General features: G+C 41.2%; 22 protein-coding genes. 19 read left to right on the top strand and 3 right to left on the bottom strand.

The genetic code is table 11. The features are described 5' to 3' along the window. Window positions 1-25: 25 nt before the first annotated feature. From denD to tatC, 12 genes are all read left to right on the top strand, one after another. On the top strand, window positions 26-985 hold the full coding sequence (gene denD / locus PR761_RS14825) for a D-erythronate dehydrogenase (protein WP_115163951.1): 960 nt from the start codon (window positions 26-28) through the stop codon (window positions 983-985). An 11-nt stretch (window positions 986-996) separates the two neighbouring features. Beyond that, on the top strand, window positions 997-2373 hold the full coding sequence (locus tag PR761_RS14830; RefSeq protein ID WP_006815944.1) for a GntP family permease: 1377 nt from the start codon (window positions 997-999) through the stop codon (window positions 2371-2373). Between the two features lie 268 nt (window positions 2374-2641). Continuing rightward, window positions 2642-3397 (top strand): uridine phosphorylase, encoded by a 756-nt coding sequence (udp, locus tag PR761_RS14835; RefSeq protein WP_154610853.1) that lies wholly within the window; start codon window positions 2642-2644, stop codon window positions 3395-3397. Between the two features lie 294 nt (window positions 3398-3691). Continuing rightward, window positions 3692-4474 carry a tyrosine-protein phosphatase gene (locus PR761_RS14840; RefSeq protein ID WP_006815942.1) on the top strand — a complete coding sequence of 261 codons (783 nt, stop codon included), beginning with the start codon at window positions 3692-3694 and terminating at the stop codon, window positions 4472-4474. Between the two features lie 107 nt (window positions 4475-4581). Further along, window positions 4582-5112, top strand: a complete 531-nt coding sequence (locus tag PR761_RS14845) for a DedA family protein (RefSeq protein ID WP_126436344.1) — start codon at window positions 4582-4584, stop codon at window positions 5110-5112. 106 nt (window positions 5113-5218) lie between these two features. Next, the gene (gene rmuC / locus PR761_RS14850) at window positions 5219-6574 is read left to right on the top strand and encodes a DNA recombination protein RmuC (protein ID WP_126436346.1); all 1356 of its coding nucleotides are present in this window, start codon (window positions 5219-5221) and stop codon (window positions 6572-6574) included. A 75-nt stretch (window positions 6575-6649) separates the two neighbouring features. Beyond that, window positions 6650-7405, top strand: coding sequence for a bifunctional demethylmenaquinone methyltransferase/2-methoxy-6-polyprenyl-1,4-benzoquinol methylase UbiE (ubiE, locus tag PR761_RS14855; RefSeq protein ID WP_006815939.1), 756 nt, complete (start codon window positions 6650-6652; stop codon window positions 7403-7405). A gap of 1 nt (window position 7406) precedes the next feature. After that, window positions 7407-8060 carry a ubiquinone biosynthesis accessory factor UbiJ gene (locus PR761_RS14860; protein WP_006815938.1) on the top strand — a complete coding sequence of 218 codons (654 nt, stop codon included), beginning with the start codon at window positions 7407-7409 and terminating at the stop codon, window positions 8058-8060. Then, window positions 8047-9681 carry a ubiquinone biosynthesis regulatory protein kinase UbiB gene (gene ubiB / locus PR761_RS14865; protein WP_006815937.1) on the top strand — a complete coding sequence of 545 codons (1635 nt, stop codon included), beginning with the start codon at window positions 8047-8049 and terminating at the stop codon, window positions 9679-9681. Before PR761_RS14860 ends, ubiB begins: the two co-directional genes overlap by 14 nt. Window positions 9682-9794: 113 nt before the next feature. Further along, on the top strand, window positions 9795-10082 hold the full coding sequence (tatA, locus tag PR761_RS14870; protein ID WP_039855708.1) for a twin-arginine translocase TatA/TatE family subunit: 288 nt from the start codon (window positions 9795-9797) through the stop codon (window positions 10080-10082). A gap of 3 nt (window positions 10083-10085) precedes the next feature. After that, on the top strand, window positions 10086-10622 hold the full coding sequence (gene tatB / locus PR761_RS14875; protein WP_006815935.1) for a Sec-independent protein translocase protein TatB: 537 nt from the start codon (window positions 10086-10088) through the stop codon (window positions 10620-10622). 3 nt (window positions 10623-10625) lie between these two features. Beyond that, window positions 10626-11393, top strand: coding sequence for a Sec-independent protein translocase subunit TatC (gene tatC / locus PR761_RS14880; protein WP_006815934.1), 768 nt, complete (start codon window positions 10626-10628; stop codon window positions 11391-11393). 76 nt (window positions 11394-11469) lie between these two features. Here tatC and rfaH read toward each other — a convergent pair whose 3' ends face one another. Next, entirely contained in the window at window positions 11470-11964 is a 495-nt protein-coding gene (gene rfaH, locus PR761_RS14885; RefSeq protein WP_006815933.1) for a transcription/translation regulatory transformer protein RfaH, read from the bottom strand. A gap of 175 nt (window positions 11965-12139) precedes the next feature. On the opposite strand from rfaH, the gene pepE reads away from it, so the two are divergent. From pepE to fre, 3 genes are all read left to right on the top strand, one after another. Further along, a complete protein-coding gene (gene pepE / locus PR761_RS14890; RefSeq protein ID WP_006815932.1) occupies window positions 12140-12865 on the top strand; it encodes a dipeptidase PepE in 726 nt (241 codons plus the stop codon). Window positions 12866-12977: 112 nt separating this feature from the next. Further along, entirely contained in the window at window positions 12978-14450 is a 1473-nt protein-coding gene (gene ubiD / locus PR761_RS14895; RefSeq protein ID WP_006815931.1) for a 4-hydroxy-3-polyprenylbenzoate decarboxylase, read from the top strand. A gap of 10 nt (window positions 14451-14460) precedes the next feature. Beyond that, entirely contained in the window at window positions 14461-15162 is a 702-nt protein-coding gene (fre, locus tag PR761_RS14900) for an NAD(P)H-flavin reductase (protein WP_112836119.1), read from the top strand. Between the two features lie 275 nt (window positions 15163-15437). Here fre and fadA read toward each other — a convergent pair whose 3' ends face one another. Next, the gene (fadA, locus tag PR761_RS14905; protein WP_006815929.1) at window positions 15438-16604 is read right to left on the bottom strand and encodes an acetyl-CoA C-acyltransferase FadA; all 1167 of its coding nucleotides are present in this window, start codon (window positions 16602-16604) and stop codon (window positions 15438-15440) included. Between the two features lie 4 nt (window positions 16605-16608). Further along, window positions 16609-18801, bottom strand: coding sequence for a fatty acid oxidation complex subunit alpha FadB (gene fadB, locus PR761_RS14910; RefSeq protein WP_112836121.1), 2193 nt, complete (start codon window positions 18799-18801; stop codon window positions 16609-16611). 258 nt (window positions 18802-19059) lie between these two features. On the opposite strand from fadB, the gene pepQ reads away from it, so the two are divergent. The 4 genes from pepQ to hemG are packed head-to-tail and all read left to right on the top strand — an operon-like array spanning window position 19060 to window position 23048. Then, the gene (gene pepQ, locus PR761_RS14915; RefSeq protein WP_115163957.1) at window positions 19060-20394 is read left to right on the top strand and encodes a Xaa-Pro dipeptidase; all 1335 of its coding nucleotides are present in this window, start codon (window positions 19060-19062) and stop codon (window positions 20392-20394) included. Further along, entirely contained in the window at window positions 20394-21008 is a 615-nt protein-coding gene (locus PR761_RS14920; RefSeq protein ID WP_006815926.1) for an IMPACT family protein, read from the top strand. The genes pepQ and PR761_RS14920 overlap by 1 nt, the downstream gene beginning before the upstream one ends. Before the next feature lie 28 nt (window positions 21009-21036). Then, window positions 21037-22488, top strand: a complete 1452-nt coding sequence (trkH, locus tag PR761_RS14925) for a Trk system potassium transporter TrkH (protein WP_006815925.1) — start codon at window positions 21037-21039, stop codon at window positions 22486-22488. Window positions 22489-22523: 35 nt separating this feature from the next. Continuing rightward, entirely contained in the window at window positions 22524-23048 is a 525-nt protein-coding gene (hemG, locus tag PR761_RS14930) for a menaquinone-dependent protoporphyrinogen IX dehydrogenase (protein WP_006815924.1), read from the top strand. Window positions 23049-23109: the final 61 nt, after the last annotated feature.

A 23109-nucleotide genomic window follows, 5' to 3' on the forward strand; every position in this document is an offset into this window, starting at 1 on the left:
AAGAGTTATAGCAAGGAGAATGACAATGAAAGTTATTATTACTGGTGGCGCAGGTTTTCTGGGCCAGCAGCTAGCCGCTGCTTTGCTTAAAAATAACCAAGGATTAAAATTTAACCAACTTATTCTAGTGGATATTCAATGCCCTACATCGCCTATTGAAGATCCTCGAGTAAGTTGTATCGCATTAGATTTAACTCAATCTGGCGCTGCAGATAAATTAATTGATGCTGAAACTGATGTTATTTTCCATCTTGCAGCCATTGTTAGTAGTCATGCAGAAAGTGATTTTGATTTAGGCATGAAGGTTAACTTTGAAGCAACTCGCCAGTTGCTGGAAGTTGCTCGTGCAAAAAATCCAGCAATCAAATTCTTATTCACTAGCTCACTGGCAGTATTTGGTGGTGAATTGCCGGATGTGATTACTGACTTATGCGTTGTTAATCCGCAGTCATCTTACGGCGCTCAAAAAGCCATGTGCGAACTGATGGTGAATGATTACTCACGCAAAGGTTATGTTGATGGGCGGGTGATGCGTTTACCAACAATCAGTATTCGTCCTGGAGTTCCGAATAAAGCCGCTTCTTCTTTCGCTAGCGGCATTATTCGTGAGCCATTAAATGGCATCGAAAGTGTTTGCCCTGTTTCTCCTAACTTAGCTCTATGGCTATCAAGTCCTGAAACGGTCATTAATAACTTTATCCATGCAGTCAGTATTCCTGCTCAACAATTTGGTCAATCTCGCACCGTTAATTTGCCGGGAATTACCGTTACGGTACAAGATATGATTGACGCACTGCGTGATGTTGCTGGGCAAAAAGCGGTGGATTTAATCCGTTTTGAGCCAGATGAAGCAATTAATCGTATTGTGGCAAGCTGGCCGGGTAAATTCGATATTACCCGTGCTTTGAGCTTGGGTTTCCGCGCGGATGGATCATTCAGTGATGGGATCCGTTCGTTCATTAAGCATCATGGCTCGGCCAAATAGGAGATTAAATAATGTCCTATATTCCTATTATTGGCCTAGCGGTGGCCATATTTGTCCTTATTTTCTTAGTATTACGAACGCGTGTACACGCACTGTTAGCGATGTTGATCGCTGCAGCCATTGCTGGGATTTCGGGGGGATTAACGGCTGCGGAAACGGTTACCGTGATTACAAAGGGTTTTGGTTCAACTCTTGGTAGCATTGGTATTGTTATCGGTCTTGGGGTCATGATGGGAAGAGTGCTGGAAGTTTCCGGCGCTGCTGAGCAGATAGCCTACAGTTTTATTAAATGGTTGGGTAAAAAACGTGAGGAATGGGCGCTGGCAATTACCGGTTATATCGTCAGTATCCCTATTTTCGTCGACTCCGCTTTTGTTATTTTATACCCACTAGCAAAAGCATTAGCTAAGAATGGAAAGCGCAGTATATTAACGCTTGGGGTTGCATTAGCGGGTGGCTTAGTTGTCACGCATCATACAGTGCCACCCACTCCGGGTCCTTTGGGTGTTGCGGGTATTTTTGGTGTTGATGTTGGTGCGATGATTCTAGCAGGTATGGCGCTGGCTATTCCTTGCGTTATTGGTATTGTTTTCTATGCAAAATGGTTAGGCAAAAAATACCCAGAATTTATTCCAGATGAAACGGGTAATGATGATTTAAAAGACGTGCATGCTCGTTATATGGAAGAAAAAGCTAACAAACCATTACCCAGCTTATTCTTATCATTATTACCGATCATTACACCAATTCTGTTAATTTTTATTAATGCCATCAACGGATTATTACTAAAAACTTCAACATTCCAAGGTATGGATGACAATTGGTATTTCCAATCATTCCAATTCTTGGGGGCACCAATAATCGCGCTTTCTATCAGTGTACTGATTTCAGTTTATACATTGATGCCAAAAGCTTCTAAAGAAGAAGTCATTGACCGCATGGAAGAAGGTTTGCAGGCGGCGGGAATTATTCTTTTAGTCACGGGGGCTGGTGGGGCATTAGGCGCAGTTTTACGTGATAGTGGAACAGGCAATATTTTGGCGGAGCATGTGGCAAACCTGCCAATTACGCCAGTATTGATTCCATTTATTATCGCAACATTAGTGCGTTTAATTCAGGGATCTGGAACGGTTGCAATGATTACCGCGGCATCTATTTCAGCACCGATTATTAGTGAAATACCGGATATTAACTTATTAGTTGCTGCCCAAGCGGCAACGATGGGATCGCTGTTCTTCGGTTATTTTAACGACAGCCTTTACTGGGTTGTGAACAGAATGATGGGGATTAAGGACGTTAAGCAACAAATGATTGTTTGGTCTATTCCAACCACAATAGCTTGGGGTATCGGATTGATTGGTGTTCTGATCCTTGATGTTGTGCTCTGATTTTACAAGATATTTCTATTCTGCCTATCTAAAGCGCCCTTATGGGCGCTTTTTTTCGATAATCGCATGCATTCATCTATACTGGTTGTATCTCATTCTTGGGCTTAAAGTTTTGCAGCCTTTTTTATGATCAAGATCTCGTTTTACTGAAAATGAATCAGTTGCGTTTTCATTAAAAGAGACATTCATCACTAAATGAGTCCGTATTAAACGCTATATTAACCCTAATGTACTAATTCAATGATGCCATTGTGTAAAGGAGTTTTATATGTCTGACGTTTTCCACTTAGGTTTAAAAAAGAGTGACTTACAGGGCGCTACTGTTGCAATTGTTCCTGGGGATCCTAACCGTGTTGATAAAATTGCACGTCTGATGGATAACCCTGTACATCTTGCTTCATTACGTGAATTTACGTCATGGCGTGGTGAGCTGGATGGAAAAGCGGTTATTGTTTGCTCTACGGGTATCGGTGGCCCATCAACGTCTATCGCAGTTGAAGAGTTAGCTCAACTGGGTATCCGCACGTTCTTGCGTATTGGTACAACTGGCGCCATTCAAGAAAATATCAATGTTGGTGATGTACTCGTTACCACTGGTGCGGTGCGTTTAGATGGTGCTAGCCAGCATTTTGCACCAATCGAATTCCCTGCGGTTGCTGATTTCACCTGTACTAATGCATTGTACGCAGCAGCGAAAGATGCGGGAGCGACAGTTCACGTAGGTGTTACCGCATCTTCAGATACTTTCTACCCAGGTCAAGAGCGTTATGATACCTACACTGGTCGTGTTATGCGCCATTTCAGAGGCTCGATGAAAGAGTGGCAAGATATGGGCGTGATGAACTATGAAATGGAATCTGCAACACTGTTAACAATGTGTGCAAGCCAAGGTTTACGTGCAGGTATGGTTGCTGGTGTGATTGTGAACCGTACTCAGCAAGAAATTCCAAATGAAGCATTACTGAAAAAGACAGAAGGCAACGTATTGAGCATTGTTGTTGAAGCTGCTCGTCGCCTCCTCTAGTTTTCTAATTAACTGACCCGCTTACTTATTTCACTCGGTTGTGGATAACGAGTAAGCGGGTTTAGTTATCTATTTACGTTATCAGAACGCGTTTTTTTCTTGGAACTCATACCTCGTCGCTTTATTAAAACCCTATTTCTTTTCTCATTTTTTCTTATTCACTTAGTCGATGAATCTGTTATTGTCTTTTTAATCAGACTCACAAAAACTCCTTAACTTACTCAAATTATAGGTAATTGCCTTAACTCTCTTACTTGTTAATTTGGTTGGTATAGGAATGGAAAGGGAAAATACATGTCAACAAAACCTTACCTTCATCCTTCTGTACTTCCTTTAAAGGGAGGGATAAATTTTCGTGATTTAGGCGGCAAGAAGTTAGCAAATGGTGGGAAAATTAAGCCTGGAGTACTGTTTCGCTCGGGGGCTCTCGACCGCTTAACGCAAGATGACGAGAAAGTTTTACAGTCACAAAATCTATTTCAAATCATTGATTATCGAGATGAAGCTGAAATCATAGATAAGCCAGATATCGTCTGGAACGGTGCCCATTATGTTCATGCACCGGCAAATCCATTGGCAAAAGAAGTGAGTGCAAATTTAGACAAACTAACGCCGGAAGTGCTAGAACAGTTTGATCCTCAATCCTTTATGTTCCGCCTTTATGAATTGCTACCGCTTAATAATGCGGCTTATCATCAGTTAGTCAGTATGTTGAAACAGCCTGAAAAGGGGGGGCTGGTGCAACACTGTGCCGTAGGTAAAGATCGTACAGGAATTGGTTCTGCATTAGTCTTATTTGCACTTGGGGCCGATGTAAATACGGTTATGGACGATTATTTATTAACCAATGAAACATTGGCGCCATTCCGTAATCACCTACTAGAAGAATTTTCAAAAACCATGAGCGAAAATGTGCTGAAAAAATTTGAGTATATTTTTTCTGTACGTGAAGAGTTTTTACTCACCGCGTTGAAAAGTATCGATACAAATTATGGTAATGTGGACAAGTGGTTAGAAAAAGATTTTGGGCTAGATAGTGCCCAACGAAGCGTGCTACAGAGCCATTTTCTCGAATAATACTGTCTGATTATTTCAAGTTGCAACCCTGCGGTTTCGTTGCAACTTTATTTATTTCAATTCACTATAATAATGTTATCAAACTAATTAGTGATAGGACATCGCCTTTGACCCTCAATGAAATCGTTACTCTCATCACGGATTTTACACGCGAGCATGAAGTGTGGGCGTGGCCTATCATTTTCTTTCTCGCTTTTGGTGAATCTCTCGCTTTTTTATCTTTATTATTGCCCGCAACGGTTATTTTACTGGGGTTAGGGGCATTGATTGGTGAGAGTGAAATTGCCTTTTTCCCAATTTGGATCGCCGCAGCATTAGGGGCTTTCTTTGGGGACTGGGTATCATATTGGTTTGGTTTTCACTACAAAGACAAAGTGCGTGAGATGTGGCCACTTTCCCGTAACCCTGAAATGATTGATAAAGGACATCGCTTCTTTGAGCGTTGGGGTGTTTGGGGAATATTCTTTGGTCGTTTCTTTGGCCCTATTCGGGCTGTTATCCCCCTTGTTGCGGGTATTTGTGAAATGCCACAACGTTATTTTCAGTTGGCGAATATTGGCTCTGCGATGGTGTGGGCTTTTGGGATCCTCGCTCCGGGGGCTTTAGGGATTCGCTGGTTTGCGAGTTGGATGGGATAAGCTGCGAAGCGGCTCGCAAAAAAGTCGCAGTATAGTGATTTCCCTCTGGACACTTATACAGTATCCCATTACCTTACTCTAGGTTCTGTAAAGTAAGGGTTTAACTGTGGATACCTCTCTTTTATATGCAATTATTGGCGCCTTGAGTGGCATTTTGACTGGTGGTTTAGCGGTCTGGTTTTCTATTGCTCAAAAAGTAGTCGTAAAGGAAAGAGAGTTACAAGAAGCTTATCGTCAAATAGCGGTAAGTGATGAAAAAAGCAGTCATCTCGCTCAATGGAAAGATGAGTGTGACCGATTGGATCAAGAACTCAGAACACAGCGAGATATTAATCGTGAGCAAGAAGCCGAATTACGGGAAGTTATGACCCGCTTCGAACAAAGCCAACTAGTGAATGAAGAAAAACAACGCATACTACAAAATAGTGAACAGCGTCTCACGGCACAATTTGAAAACCTAGCTAATCGTATTTTTGAACAAAATGAGCGCAGGGCATCAGAACAACATCAAAAAAATTTAATGGCCATGTTGTCACCTTTTCGTGAGCAATTGGAAGGTTTTCGCCAACAAGTCCAGCAAAGTTATGGTGAAGAAGCCAAAGAGCGCCATACTCTGGCTTATGAAATTCGCCAACTTCAACAACTGAATAATCAAATGACCAAAGAGGCGATAAACCTGACTCGCGCACTCAAAGGCGATAATAAAATTCAGGGAAATTGGGGTGAAACAATTCTAACCCGTATCTTAGAAGTTTCTGGTCTACGTCAAGGAAGTGAGTTTGAAACGCAAGTTAGTATAAATACTGGCTATAATAGTCGATATCAACCGGATGTGATTATCCATCTTCCAGAGGGTAAAGATGTTGTTGTCGATGCGAAAATGTCATTGGTCGCGTATGAACATTATTTTAACAGTGACGATCCTGAGCAACAAAAACAAGGGATTAAAGATCATGTGGCATCAATTCGTAACCACATGAAAATGCTAAGTCGTAAAGACTACCACCAATTACCGGGTGTACGTTCACTGGATTATGTTTTGATGTTTATTCCCATTGAACCAGCGTATTTGCTGGCGCTGAAAGAGGCGCCTGAGCTACTTGATGAAGGGTTGAAACTGAATATTATGTTGGTTTGCCCATCCACATTATTAGTGGCAGTACGCACAATTAATAATTTATGGCGCTATGAACGGCAAGAGCAAAATGCACAAGAGATCGCAGATAGAGCAGCTAAAATGTACGACAAGCTACGCTTATTTGTTGATGACATGCAAGTTTTGGGCTCTAGCCTAGATAAAGCCAATAATACTTATCTATCAGCGATGAAACGTCTTGCTGATGGGCGAGGTAATTTACTCGCTCAGGCGGAAAGTTTTAAAGAGTTAGGCGTAGAAGTAAAGCAGTCTATAGACACTCAACTCATTGAGCGAGCTCAGAAGTCTAATTGTGCGGAATCTTAGACTTCTAATAGGGTTTTACCTCAAAGGCTGGTACACTTCTCAAAAAAGTTTGAACGATTAACAGGCATAATAGAAATGACCGAACCAAATAAAGAAACCATTGATTTTGGTTTCCGTACTGTAGAGAAAGAAGAAAAAGAGAGCCTAGTTGCGAATGTTTTTCACTCTGTAGCTGCAAAATATGATCTGATGAATGACTTGATGTCATTCGGTATTCATCGTATTTGGAAACGTTTCACAATTGAAGCGAGCGGGGTACGTCGTAATCAACGTGTTCTTGACCTTGCTGGTGGAACCGGTGACCTGACCGCAAAATTCTCTCGATTAGTAGGCGAAAAAGGTGAAGTCGTTCTCGCTGATATCAATGATTCAATGTTAAAAATGGGTCGTGAGAAACTGCGTGATCTCGGTATTGTAGGTAATGTAAATTACGTACAAGCTAATGCAGAAGAACTGCCATTCCCAGATAACTATTTTGACTGTATCACCATCTCTTTTGGTTTACGTAATGTTACCGATAAAGATAAAGCGCTGCGCTCGATGTTCCGCGTATTAAAACCAGGTGGACGCTTATTAGTTCTTGAGTTCTCTAAACCTATTATTGAACCGCTAAATAAAGCTTATGACGCTTATTCATTCCATATATTACCTCGTATAGGTCAGGCGATTGTGAATGATCCGGATAGCTATCGCTATTTAGCAGAGTCTATTCGTATGCATCCAAACCAAGAAACCCTAAAAGGGATGATGGAAAATGCAGGTTTTGAGCAAGTGTCCTACGACAATATGACTGGCGGTATTGTAGCATTGCATAAAGGGTTTAAATTCTAAGATGGAAGCACCATCAACACATAGTGAAAATCCAAATACGGTCTTGTACTCCTTGGTTACCGCAATGATGGAAACCTCTTTAAACCATATGTTGTTTAAGGAGAAAGTTCTGCAACCTGCAAGAATGCGTCTGGCAGGCAAAGTCATGGCGATTGAGTTGAAAGAGCTGAATAAAACGTTAACCCTGATTTTTGCTGAAAATCATGTGGATGTATTGAGTGAATGGCAAGAACCTGCCGATTGCACGATCAAAACATCCCTGTTTACGTTGATTAAATTGAAAGATAAACAGCAACTTTCTCAGTTGATCAGTCGTGGTGACATCGTGATTGAAGGCGATATGCAGATTGTTCAGCATTGGTCTTCATTATTGGACTTGGCTATTTGGAATCCTGCCCATTATTTATCACCTTATATTGGTGATGTTGCGGCTGAAGGGATTAGCAAGGTGTTGAGTAAAGGTGCTTGTCTGGCCTCTCGTTTAGTCAAAAGCCAGAAAACCTATGTGAAAGATGTCATCCTTGAAGAGTGGAAAATGGCGCCTAGCCAGTTAGAACTCGTCTACTTTAGTGATGAAGTTGAACAGATATCAAACACAATGAGCCAATTAGAACAACGGCTCAATCAGTTGGAGGAGAAGAATGACTCCCGGTGAAATAAAACGCCTTTACTTCATTATTCGGGTTTTTCTCTCTTACGGGTTAGATGAGCTGATCCCTAAAATTAAGTTAACACTGCCGTTAAGAATTGGGCGGTTAGGCTTTTTTTGGATCAGAAATAAACATAAAGATAAAGATGTCGGTGAAAGACTTCGCTTAGCATTGCAGGAACTCGGTCCAGTATGGATCAAATTTGGTCAAATGCTGTCAACTCGCCGAGACCTTTTTCCACCAGAAATTGCCGATCAGCTTTCTTTATTACAAGATAAAGTCGCAAGTTTTGATGGTAAATTAGCGCGTCGTTACATCGAAGAGTCGCTTGGTGGTCCCCTAGAACAATGGTTTGATGATTTTGATGAGCAAGCATTAGCTTCTGCCTCTATTGCCCAAGTGCATACGGCAATTCTGAAAGAAAATGGTAAAAATGTTGTATTAAAAGTAATTCGACCTGATATTTTGCCCGTCATCAGAGCAGATATTAAGCTGATGTATCGTATTGCTAATTGGATTCCCCTTCTTCCTGATGGGCGACGCTTACGTCCAAAAGAGGTTGTGCGTGAATACGAAAAAACGCTAATTGATGAGCTAAATTTATTGCGTGAATCGGCTAATGCAATTCAGTTAAGACGTAATTTTGAAAATAGCTCAATGCTATATATTCCAGAAGTATATCCAGATTATTGCCGTGAAAACGTCATGGTCATGGAACGTATTTATGGTATTCCGGTATCGGATATAGCGGCACTAGAAGCGCAAGGTACTAACATGAAGCTATTAGCAGAAAGAGGGGTAAAAGTCTTTTTCACGCAGGTGTTTCGTGACAGTTTCTTCCATGCTGATATGCATCCGGGCAATATCTTTGTAAGTCGTGAACATCCTGAAGATCCGCTCTATATTGGGATTGATTGTGGAATTGTTGGCTCATTGAACAAAGAAGATAAGCGCTATTTAGCGGAAAACTTTATTGCCTTTTTTAACCGTGACTACCGTAAAGTCGCAGAGCTACATGTCGATTCTGGTTGGGTTCCCCCTGATACCAATGTAGAAGATTTTGAATTTGCTATTCGTACGGTATGTGAGCCAATTTTTGAAAAACCACTCGCTGAAATTTCCTTTGGGCATGTGTTATTAAATCTCTTTAATACCGCCCGCCGCTTTAATATGGAAGTTCAGCCACAATTGGTGCTACTACAAAAGACGCTGTTGTATGTTGAAGGACTGGGGCGTCAACTGTATCCACAATTAGATTTATGGAAGACGGCAAAACCCTTTTTAGAAGATTGGATTCACAGTCAGGTCGGTATTCCAGCGATCACAAAAGCTTTAAAAGAAAAAGCCCCTTATTGGGCTGAGAAAATGCCAGAAATTCCTGACCTTATATACGGAGCACTAAAGCAGCACCGATTTTTACAATCTAATATTGAGCAGCTTACTCAAGAATTAAAGCATCAACGTGCTAAGCAGCGTAAATCTCAGTACCTTTTAGGTATCGGAGCAACATTTATTCTTTGTGGTAGTTTATTCTTTATCTCTGACTTAACTCGAATTGCAGCAGTATTTATGACTGTGGGGGCATTATCGTGGCTTGTGGGTTGGTGTAAAGGAGACGATAATTAAGTAGACTTTGTTTTGCGACAAGTTTATAAGGCTGTGAACATTTCCGTATTTAGAGTAGGTTGTATATAATAGAGTTAGATACAATTGATCCCAAAACTATAGAGGTATTAACAATGGAATCAACTTTTGCAATGGCTTCTTTCGGCAGCCCTTGGCAATTAATTATTATTGCTTTGCTTATCATTTTGATTTTCGGTACCAAAAAACTACGTTCTTTAGGTTCTGATTTAGGTGAATCACTTAAAGGCTTTAAAAAAGCCATGAATGATGATGAAGCTGCGAAAGCGAAAGCAGAGCAAGAAAAGCAAGATGCTGATTTTGCAACGAAAAATATTACTGAACAACAGGCTTCTGAAAAGAAAGACAGCCCAGTTGAGAGCAAAAATAAAGAGCAGGGATAAACCGTGTTTGACATAGGTTTTAGTGAACTACTGCTTGTTGCTATTATTGGTCTTGTGGTACTCGGTCCTCAGCGCCTTCCAGTAGCAGTGCGAACTGTTGCTGGTTGGATTCGTGCTATGCGCTCTATGGCGACAAATGTACAGAATGAGCTATCACAAGAACTAAAATTGCAAGAGCTGCAAGAGACTCTAAAAAAAGTTGAAGAGAAGGCTGGTCTAGAAACACTTTCTCCTGAACTTAAAAAGTCGATGGATGATTTGCGTCATGCTGCCTTGTCCTTACAAAGCGGTTATCAAGCAACGTCCAATGGTGTTCAATCTGAGTTGAACAAAGCAAAAGAGCTCACAGAAAACTACGATGCTGCGGTAAAGGAATCCCATGCGAGTTCTCAGCAAATTCAAGAATCAGATCCTGATCCTGAGCATGCTGCTAAAATGGCTGCGGTCGTTGAAGAAAAACCTGCTTCAACAACATTAACAGACACCAAGCCACTCGATGCTAAAGTAACAAACTCCAATCAAACAGAAAGTGAAAAATAACACATGGCTGTCAATGATACTCAACCACTTATTAGCCATCTAATTGAACTTAGAAAGCGGCTATTAAACTGTTTGATTACAGTATTAATCATATTTGCGGCACTCGCTTATTTTTCAAATGACATCTACCGGTTGGTCGCTGCACCTTTGATTGATAAGCTACCTGTTGGCTCTCAAATGAGTGCGACAGATGTTGCTTCAACGTTTTTTACCCCAATTAAATTAACAATGATGGTATCTGTGTTTGTCTCGATACCGGTCATTTTGTACCAAATTTGGGCATTTATCGCACCAGCGCTATATAAGCATGAACGCAGGTTGATGTTGCCACTGTTAGTTTCAAGTAGTTTCTTATTCTATCTGGGAATGGCATTTGCTTACTTTGTGGTGTTTCCGTTAGCATTTGGTTTCTTCGTAAAAACGACGCCAGACAGTGTTAACTTCATACCTGACATCAGTAAATATCTCAGTTTTGTCATGACGTTGTTTATGGCGTTTGGGGCTGCGTTTGAAGTTCCGATTGCTATCATTTTACTGTGCTGGACTGGTGTAACAACGCCAGAATCTCTCAGACGTAAGCGTCCATATATATTAGTCGGTGCATTTATTGTGGGGATGTTCTTAACCCCTCCTGATGTCTTATCTCAAACTTTATTGGCAGTGCCTATGTATCTGTTATTTGAGCTTGGGGTTTTACTCTCGAATTTCTATGTTGGTAAAGGTAGAAAAGGTCGAGAAGAAAATGAAGAAGACGCTGAAACCGAAGAATAATCATCATTTTTAAAATGATTTAGACATTAAAAAGCCCATTTTATAATGGGCTTTTTATATCTCGCTAACGATTAAATTATTCAGTCAATTTTTTAAATTGAGTATTATCAATTACTTTAACAACATTAGTGTTTAAAATATTGAGTAATAATATAGAGCGAGACTCGCCATCTGGTTCGTCAAAGATGGCTTTTACGCCAGCAAATATCCCGTCAGTAATAATGACACTATCCCCGTGAGCAGGAAGGTCTGGAGCTTTAGAATGACCAATAGGAGCTTGCTGTAGAAGCTCCATAATTTCTTCAGGGACCTCGACGGGAAGTTTACCAAAGCGTATAAAGTGGCTAACTCCACGAGTAGATTGGACCGTGGTCGTGTGGATTTTTTCATGGTCGAATTTTACAAATAGATAATTTGGGAAAAGCGCTTCAGTAACAATAACTCTCTTACCTCGAACGACTTTTTCCATTTCTGTCATGGGAGTCATGCAAGTGACATATTGTCGAGTTAAGTGCTCAATCGCTCTATCAAGCTGACCGCGTTTGCAATACAGCAAATACCATTTTTCCATTTTTTGATCCCATCCAACAAAATTATGCTTATGATAACAAATTAAGGCATAACAATGTGACTAATGATGAGCCACGCAATATTATTCATACCCACAAGTATAGATTAATTCAGTAGTTACAAAACTTGGGTACATTATAATCACAGCAACAAATACACTTTTTGTAGGAGACACCATGGATATCTTTTTATTGAGTAATGGCAAACTTTCGGGCAATCCGGTATGGCTGAGTTATGCATTACCACGTATTAATGAAATGATTGAGCGTAAAAAAATTAAGTCAGCGGTATTAGTCCCGTATGCTGTTTTACGTGGCTCTCATGATGAAAGAGCAGCTCAGCTCTCTGAAGCTCTAGGTATCGAAGTCACTTCTATCGAACATTTCTCAAGTCCAGTCGAAGCAATTGAACAAGCAGAATGTATTTTGGTGAGCGGTGGTAATACATGGTGGCTGAATAAATGCCTGCATGAAAATGGATTGATTGTTGCCATTCAGCGTGCAGTACGTGAACGTGGCGTTCCTTATATTGGCTGGAGTGCGGGTTGTAATGTGGCAACTCCAAGTATCCGTACGACTAATGATATGCCAGTAAGCAATGCGGTTATTATGCCATCGCTGGGATTGTTCCCGATGCAAATTAACCCTCACTACATCGATGCTCACATTTCAGGGCACATGGGCGAAACTCGTGATGAACGTTTGCAAGAATTTTGTGTAATTAACCCTCATGAGGTTGTTGTTGCGTTACGTGAAGGTAGTGGCTTACAAATTAAAGGTAATGAATTGAGCTACTTTAGTGGCAAAAACGAGGGTTTTAAATTGTTTCAGCACAACAAAACATTCCCTGAACAATTCGATACCGTATCATTGACGGATTATGTCCCGTTTGATTGTAAGTAAAGTGATACACTTAATCTCAAGAATACTGATTATTAAGCATGTTTAACAGTAACTTGTAACCTTGGCTGGGAGCCTTATAATGAGGTTCCCCCTGTAATTGTAAAAGAAGATAATGAAATACCGTGACCTTAGAGATTTTATCGCGCAGCTTGAAAAGCAAGGCGAACTAAAACGCATTACGATGGAAGTCGATCCTTATTTGGAAATGACTGAAATCGCAGATCGTACGCTAAGAGCAGGGGGACCAGCCTTACTATTTGAAAATCCTAAAGGCTATAAGATGCCTGTTTTGTGTAACTTATTTGGAACTACCAAACGGGTTGCTATGGGGATGGGACAAGAAGATATTAAAGCGCTTCATGATGTAGGCAAGTTACTCGCTTTTCTTAAAGAACCTGATCCTCCGAAAGGTTTCCGTGATCTAATGGATAAGCTTCCTAAGTTTAAACAAGTGCTTAATATGCCAGCTAAACGTTTAAACTCAGCGCCATGTCAGGAGCAAATTTGGGCTGGGGATGACGTTGACCTGACCAAAATTCCTGTAATGCACTGTTGGCCAGAAGATGCCGCACCGTTGATTACTTGGGGTTTAACGGTGACTAAAGGTCCTCATAAAGAGCGCCAAAATTTAGGCATTTATCGCCAGCAAGTCCTGGGGAAAAACAAGGTTATTATGCGTTGGCTTTCCCATCGTGGTGGAGCTTTAGATTTCCAAGAATGGTGCCAACAACACCCAGGAGAAAAATTCCCTGTAGCGGTTGCTCTTGGTGCAGATCCTGCGACAATTCTAGCGGCAGTGACCCCGGTACCTGATACGCTCTCAGAGTATGCTTTTGCTGGGTTACTCCGTGGCAATAAAACTGAGGTCGTAAAATGTATTTCTAACGATCTCGAAGTTCCTGCTGGCGCAGAAATTATTCTTGAAGGTTATATTGAACCTGGAGAAATGGCGCCTGAAGGACCTTATGGTGACCATACTGGTTACTATAATGAAATTGATGATTTTCCTGTTTTCACCGTCACTCATGTTACTCAGCGCCGTGATGCGATTTACCATTCTACCTATACTGGACGCCCACCCGATGAGCCCGCGGTATTAGGTGAAGCCCTCAATGAAGTCTTGGTGCCTATTTTACAAAAGCAGTTCCCTGAAATTGTCGATTTCTACTTACCTCCAGAAGGATGTTCATATCGTTTGGCTGTGGTAACCATGAAAAAACAGTATGCAGGACACGCAAAAAGAGTAATGATGGGGGTCTGGTCTTACCTGCGACAATTCATGTACACTAAGTTTGTGATTGTTTGTGATGATGATATCAATGCCCGTGATTGGAAAGATGTCATTTGGGCAATCACTACCCGTATGGATCCAGCCCGCGATACGATAATGATGGAAAATACGCCAATAGACTATCTCGACTTTGCATCTCCGATTTCTGGCCTTGGCTCAAAAATGGGACTTGATGCGACAAATAAATGGCCGGGAGAAACGAGTCGTGAATGGGGGCGCCCAATTGTGATGACTGAAAGCGTTAAATCCCGCGTTGATGATATTTGGGAACAATTGAATATTTTTGAAAAGTAAGAGGAAATCCATGGCAACTTTGAGCTGCAAAGTCACATCTGTCGAGTCCATCACGGATACGGTTTATCGGGTTATTTTGTTGCCAGATGGTCCTTTTCATTTCAAAGCCGGTCAATATCTCATGGTTGTTATGGATGAAAGGGATAAGCGTCCATTTTCGATGGCTTCAACACCTGAAAATAAACAGTCTATTGAGCTGCATATCGGAGCTTCTGAATTCAATCTATATGCGATGGCCGTGTTAGATAGAATTTTAGAACAACAGCGGATTGATATCGATATCCCTCATGGCAAAGCATGGTTCCGTGAGAATAGTCAAAATCCAATCATTTTAATTGCAGGGGGGACGGGATTTTCTTATACCCATTCCATCCTGCTTGCCGCCCTTGCAGAAAATCCTCACAGAGATATTACGTTCTATTGGGGGGGCCGCCAGTTAGAGCATCTATACGACTTGGGTGAACTGCAAGCTCTCAGTGAACGTTATTCTAATCTCAAAGTTATCCCTGTTGTTGAGCAACCTGATGAAAATTGGCGAGGCAGAACAGGGACTGTATTGAGTTCGGTGCTGGAAGATTTTGGCGATCTATCTGAACACGATATTTATATTGCAGGTCGGTTTGAGATGGCGAAGATTGCGAGAGATCGTTTTTGTGGCGAGAGGAATGCTAAGGCGGCTCAGTTGTTCGGCGATGCCTTTGATTTCCTGTAACTCGTCATATTTCAAGTTGTAGGGGTGTTGGCTGCACTCGGTTACCCAAGTCACATACTCATGTATGCTCCTAGGGATATCCTCATTAGCCGCCTACCTACAACTTGAACTATTTAGAGCTATTAAGTATGTCGTAAAGGATTGGTGGAGTTGTTTTTAAAATTATGATGTGTTGAGTTTTACTGAGCTAGTTTGACTGTTTTGTGGATAAAAAAAATCCCGCCCCTGACTAGGCGGGAACATTGACAAACATGACAATGTAACGGCAAAACTTCTTAAATTCTTTCAATGATTGTGGCGATACCTTGCCCAAATCCAATACACATAGTCGCTAATCCAAACTGCTTATCTTGCTGTTCTAGCTGGTTTAATAGTGCCGTTGTTATTCTTGCTCCAGAGCAACCTAATGGATGACCTAATGCAATGGCGCCACCACTTAGATTAACTTTTTGATCAATTTGGCTTTCTGGAATTCTTAAACCTTTCATACAGGCAATCGACTGGGCTGCAAATGCTTCATTCAGCTCAATAATATCGATATCATTTAAAGATAATCCCGCTCGTTTTAAAGCTAGCTCGGTGGCAGGAACTGGTCCGAACCCCATAATTGAAGGGTCACAGCCGACAACTGACATGGCACGAATCTTGGCTCTAGGCTTGAGGCCATGCTGATTTGTGTAGGATTCACTAGCTAATAGCATGGCTGAGGCACCATCTGAAAGTGCGGATGAATTTCCTGCGGTAACGGTGCCACTGACAGGGTCAAAAGCAGGTCGTAAGGAAGCTAAACCCTCTAAGCTTGCATCAAAGCGAATGACTTCATCGTATGTAACTGAAACTAAATTACCATCAGCATCATGGCCTAAAATAGGGACGATCTCCTGACCAAATTTGCCACTTTTTGTTGCCGCAGAGGCACGTTGATGAGATCTCAATGCAAAGGCATCTTGCTCTTCGCGACTTATTTTATACATCTTAGCCAGCATCTCTGCAGTTAATCCCATCGCGCCAGCGGCTTTAGCTACACGCAAAGTTAGCTTCGGATTAAAATCAATACCATGGGTCATAGGCACATGCCCCATATGTTCAACTCCGCCAATTAAGACTGAATGCGCATCCCCAGTCATGATAAAGCGGCTAGCGTCATGGATCGCTTGCATGGATGAGCCGCATAAGCGGTTAATTGTTACTGCGGGAACGGTATGAGGAATATCCGTTAAAAGGGCTGCATTTTTGGCAACATTAAACCCTTGCTCTAAGGTTTGCTGGACGCAGCCCCAGATGATGTCATCAAGCTCTTTCTTTTGAGCATTTGGATTGCGTTCAAAAATCGCATTCATCAGTTGTGCAGAGAGGTCTTCTGCTCTTACATGACGAAATACACCACCTTTGGAACGCCCCATTGGAGTGCGTATACCATCAATAATGAAGACATTTTCCATAGGATTAACCCCTCACAACTTTTTTGACATCGATAGCCACAACGGGTGGCTGCGGATAATATCTGGCATTGGTTGCCGCTTTCTCTTTTAATCCATTTGGCACTTGATAAAGCGGGCTTAAGTGGGAATAAGATTCTGCAGTTTTGACATAAGATTGACTGCCGAGGGTATCAAGGTAACAGAATACGCCTCCTCGGAATGGTGGAAAGCCAAGTCCGTAAACCAATGCAATATCAGCATCTGAAGGACTTTGAATAATGCCTTCTTCTAAACACCGAACCACTTCATTAACCATTGGTGCCATCATGCGAGCAATGATTTCTTCTTTGGTAAACGAACGTTTATTTTGGCGAATAGCGAATAATAACTCGTCTGTATGTGGGTCATCGATTTTTTTCGGTTTGCCTTTTTTATCTGTTTCATACAGATAAAAACCTTTACCATTTTTCTGACCAAAGCGTTGCTGTTCAAACATAATATCGATGGCATTTTTACCCACTTTTTGCATACGTTGTGGAAAGCCTTGAGCCATGACTTGCTCTGCATGAAATGCAGTATCAATCCCGACTACATCAAGTAAGTAAGCAGGTCCCATCGGCCACCCAAACTCTTTCTCCATGACTTTATCGATTTCTCTAAAATCGGCACCATCTTGAATCAATAAATTAAAGCCCGCGAAGTAGGGGAATAAAACTCGGTTAACAAAAAAACCAGGGCAATCATTAACAACAATCGGGGTTTTTCCCATCTTGTTTGCGAATGAAACAACTTTGGCTATGGTCTCTTCGGAGGTCTTTTCTCCACGTATAATTTCGACCAAAGGCATACGATGGACTGGATTAAAAAAATGCATCCCGCAGAAATTTTCTGGGCGCTTTAATGAGTTAGCGAGCTCTGTAATTGGGATCGTAGATGTGTTTGACGCAAGTAGAGTCTCCGATGTGATTAATGATTCAACTTCGGATAATACCGCAGCTTTAATTTTGGGATTTTCAACAACAGCTTCAACAATAATCTGTACGTTCTCAATACCAGAATAAGATAACGATGGATGAATAGAGGCTAACGTTGTCGCCATTTTATCGGCAGTAATCTTGCCTCTTTCAAATTGGCCATTGAGTAATTTTTTGGCTTCATTGATGCCAAGATCCAGAGATTTTTCGTTGATATCTTTCATTAAGACCGCAACGCCTTTGCTGGCAGATTGGTAGGCGATACCGCCCCCCATGATTCCCGCTCCCAGAACAGCAGCTTGTGTCGGTGCTGTTACTTTGCCAGCAATTTTTTTACTGGTTGCTTTAACTTGTTGATCATTAAGAAATATACTAACTAATGCACGGGCAACATCACTATGTGCGAGAGGTACAAAGGCAGCTGTTTCATGTTTTAATGCTTCTTCACGAGTACAGTTAGCGGCTTTTTCAATTGTATTTACGGCTGTCATTGGGGCTGGATAATGTTTACCAGCGACTTGGTATACCATTCCTTTAGCAACACTAAAACTCATCGTCTGCTCAATAGGAGATAGTTTGAGAGCTTCGAGTTTTGGCTGACGTTTTTGCTTCCAATTAATAGCACCAGCAATAGCTTGCTCGATAATTTGTAATGCCGCTTGTGGCAGTTTTTCTGTTTCTACAACAGCATCAACGAGACCGAGTTTAAGTGCTTGTGTACCGCTAACATCTTTTCCTGCGGTAATAATCTCTAATGCGCTATCAAGCCCAATTAAACGAGGTAATCGAACGGAACCGCCAAAGCCGGGCATAATACCTAATTTTGTTTCAGGTAAACCAATTCTGGCATCTGGAGAAGCAATTCTAAAATCAGTGGCTAAGATACATTCGCAACCACCACCGAGAGCATAACCATTGATTGCGCTAATAGTTGGAACGGGAAGGTCTTCGAGGCGATTAAAAATATGGTTAGCGTAAGATAACCACTCACTTAAAGTCTCTTTTGAAGCTTCAAAGAGAGATAAAAATTCTTTTATGTCAGCACCGACAATAAATGCGGGTTTATCTGAACGCAGAATAACACCTTGCAAATCAGATTGCCGTTCAAGAACGGTAACAGCTTCATCAAGTGAAGCAACGGTATGGGTATCCAATTTATTGATTGGACCTGATGCATTAAACACCAATTCTGCAATACCTTTTTTCAACCATTGAATATAGATTGTTTCACTTTGATAAAGCATGCTGTTCTCCTTTAGATAACTGAGTTATCTGGTATGACCAGATGAAATTTAGTGTGACTAGAATGTTAATTAATTGCAAATGCTTAATAACAAAAGTGGAATGCTGCTCACAGGAATAAAGTGAAATAACGTAATGTTAATATGGTATTTTTGTTAATTATCAATATATTAATAAATGAATATAATAGAGTGCATACACGTTAATATCAGAACGTGATAAGCTCTATTTTTCTAACGAATACTGTAAGGTTGAATGAAATGGAAAAACTGGCTGGACTCTACGCTGAACACATCAAAACACTACAAAAAACAACTCAGCAAGTTTTACAACGCAGTAAATTAGATGCCATCTTAATTCACTCAGGGGAGCCGATTCGCATCTTCCTTGATGACAGTGATTACCCATTTAAAGTTAACCCACACTTTAAAGCTTGGGTGCCGGTCACCGATGTCCCGCACTCTTGGTTATTAGTTGATGGTGTTAATAAGCCTAAGCTATGGTTTTATTCGCCAGTAGATTACTGGCACAGTGTAGAACCATTACCAAATAGTTTTTGGACGAAAGAAGTTGAATTAATTCATCTGAAAAATGCAGATGAAATCAAAGGTTTTTTAGCTAATCTGCCAAAAGAGCATCTCGCTTATATTGGTTCTGCGACAGCGAAAGCAGAATCTTTAGGTATCTCCTCTCACAATATCAATCCAAAACCAGTGCTGGATTACTACCATTATCACCGTTCATATAAAACAGATTATGAATTGTGCTGCATGCGTGAAGCGCAAAAAATGGCTGTGAATGGTCATCTTTCTGCATTTGAAGCATTCCAAGCAGGTGCTAGCGAATTTGATATTAATATTAGTTATCTAGAGGCTACGGGGCACCGAGATACTAATGTTCCTTATGGTAATATTGTGGCTCTTAATGAAAATGCCGCAGTACTTCACTACACGAAATTACAGCAAACTGTTCCCAATGAAGTTCGTAGCTTCCTGATTGATGCAGGTGCTGAATATAATGGTTACGCTGCGGATATTACTCGTACTTATGCCGCCAAAAGTAAAAGTGAATTTGCTGCATTAGTCGCGGATTTAAATGCAGAGCAGTTAGCGTTAATTCATACGATTAAAGCTGGCGTTCGTTATACGGATTACCATGTTGATATGCATCACCGTATCGCCAGATTATTGGTTAAACATGGGATAGTTAAAGGAATTAGCGAAGACTCAATGGTAGAACATGGGTTAACGACGCCATTTTTACCTCATGGTTTAGGTCACCCTCTTGGATTGCAAGTTCATGATGTCGCTGGTTTTATGCAAGATGAGGATGGTACACATTTAGCTGCACCAAAAATGTATCCTTTCTTGCGCTGTACTCGAGTATTAGAGCCAAGAATGGTGCTAACAATCGAACCAGGTCTCTATTTTATTGAATCTTTATTATCTGGCTGGCGCGCTGGAGAGTTTAGTCAACATTTCAATTGGGATAAAATCGAGCAATTCAAACCTTATGGTGGTATTCGTATTGAAGATAATATCGTTATCCATCATAACCATATTGAAAATATGACTCGAGATTTGCATTTACCGTAATGAGACCCTATTCAATTCCGGCAGAAACGATCTCTTTTGCGGAAGAGATCAAAAAAAGCCGTTTTATTACTTATATAGCGCATACCGAAGGTATTGATGCCGCGAAAGATTATATCCAATCAATCAAAGCTCAATACCCAGATGCTCGGCACCATTGCTGGGCATTTGTTGCTGGTCGACCCGATGATTCTCAGCAGTTAGGATTTTCTGATGATGGGGAGCCAACAGGAACGGCCGGCAAGCCTATCATGGCACAATTACTTGGAAGTCATTTGGGTGAAGTTACCTGTGTTGTAGTGCGCTATTTTGGCGGGATAAAGCTAGGAACAGGAGGGCTGGTTCGTGCTTATGGAAGTGGCGTACAGCAAGCGCTTAAAATCCTGCCCACAAAAATAAAAGTTCCTCAAAAGATCTTTAATTTGATATGTGATTACTCCCTTATCAATGGAGTTGAGCAATTATTGGCTCAGGTAAATGGTATGATTCTACACAGTGATTATAATGAGTCTGTATCTTTGCAAATTTCTATTCCTGCTAGCTGTGAGCAGGAGGTCAATGATAAATTACGCGATATTAGCCGTGGTGAATTAAAACTCATCGAACAATCGCAATAGTAAATAGCCTAAGCAAGGAACTGGCCGAATGCACTTTCGCGCAATAACCCGTATCGTTGGGTTACTCGTCATTATTTTCTCTTTTACGATGGTCATTCCTGGCATTGTTGCGCTTATATATCGCGATGGTGCGGGGCGAGCTTTTAGCCAAACATTCGTAACTGCCTTATTAATCGGTCTTTTTCTATGGCTACCGACTCGCAATAGTCGACATGAGTTAAAGGCAAAGGAAGGATTTCTTATTGTTGTCTTGTTCTGGACAGTACTAGGCAGTGTTGGGGCGTTGCCGTTTATCTTCTCGGAAAAACCAAACTTATCAGTCACTGATGCATTTTTTGAATCATTTTCCGGTTTAACCACCACAGGAGCCACAACCTTAACGGGGTTGGATTCGTTACCAAAAGCCATTTTATTTTATCGTCAAATGTTGCAATGGCTGGGTGGTATGGGGATCATTGTATTGGCAGTTGCCATCTTGCCTCTATTAGGTGTAGGGGGAATGCAGCTCTATCGAGCTGAAATGCCTGGGCCACTAAAAGATAATAAGATGCGTCCTAGGATTGCTGAAACGGCGAAAACACTTTGGTTGATCTACGTTCTATTGACTATCGCGTGCGCAATAGCTTTGTGGATCGCGGGTATGGATGTGTTTGATGCAATCTCTCATAGCTTCTCTACTATTGCTATTGGAGGGTTTTCTACCCATGACGCCAGTATTGGTTATTTCAATAGCCCAGCAATTAATACCATTATTGGTATTTTTTTAATTATCTCCGGCTGTAACTTCGGTTTGCACTTTGCAGTATTAACAGGACGAAGCCTTGGTATTTATTGGCGTGACCCTGAATTTAGAATGTTTATTAGCTTCCAATTTGTGCTGGTGGTGATCTGTACCGCAGTGTTGATGTTCCACTCTGTGTATGCTGATTTTGGGCAAACATTAGATCAGGCCTTTTTCCAAGTGGTTTCTATGGCAACCACCGCAGGCTTCACAACGGACAGTTTCTCTGGATGGCCACTATTCTTACCGATGCTTTTATTATGTGCGGCATTTGTTGGGGGATGCGCGGGTTCAACAGGAGGAGGATTAAAAGTTATTCGTATCCTTCTTTTATTTCTACAAGGCTCCCGTGAACTGAAACGACTAGTACATCCCAATGCGGTATATACCATTAAATTAGGCCAAAGAGCTTTACCAGAAAGGATTATTGAAGCTGTTTGGGGATTCTTTTCTGCATACGCCTTGGTATTTGTAGTGAGTTTACTGCTACTTATCGCAACCGGTGTTGATGAGTTCTCCGCGTTTTCTGCAATTGCTACCACATTGAATAACCTTGGGCCTGGGTTAGGAACGGTTGCCGAGAACTTCACAAGTATGAATCCGGCTGGGAAATGGATTTTAGTGGTGACAATGTTATTTGGTCGTCTTGAAGTCTTTACTTTATTAGTTTTATTTACGCCAACGTTTTGGCGTGAGTAAACAATGGATAGCAATGATTAGGAATTTTACAGAAGATGAGTTATCTACTTTTACACTCCAGCACTGATGGGCAAACGAAAAAAATCATTTTAAAGATAGCAGACCAATTACGTCGCTCTGGGTGTGAGTGTGACATCCGTGATTTAAATACGGATAAAAACTTCAATTTATCGGCTTACAATAAAGTATTGGTTGGCGCATCTATCCGTTACGGTCATTTTAATAAGCAACTTGAACGCTTCGTAGCAACACATCAAACCCAACTCAATTCGATGAAGAGCGCCTTTTTTGCTGTAAACCTAACAGCAAGAAAGGAGGGGAAAGATACCGCTGAGACAAATGTTTATACTCGCAAGTTTTTAGAAAAATGTCCGTGGCAGCCAACATTGAAGGCGGTATTTGCAGGAGCGCTGTTTTATCCTCGTTATAAGTGGCTTGATAAAGTAATGATCCGGCTAATTATGAAGATGACGGGGGGACCAACAGACCCAAAAACAGAAATTGAATATACTAATTGGGATAGTGTTGCTGCTTTTGCTATAGAGTTTGAGAATTTATAGTACTATTTTTCAACAAAACGTGGCTGTTTTGCACGATTTGTTGAAATAATCGGCGGTTGAT

The sequence above is a fragment of the Providencia sp. PROV210 genome, from assembly GCF_028479445.1.
Lineage (GTDB): Bacteria > Pseudomonadota > Gammaproteobacteria > Enterobacterales > Enterobacteriaceae > Providencia > Providencia rustigianii.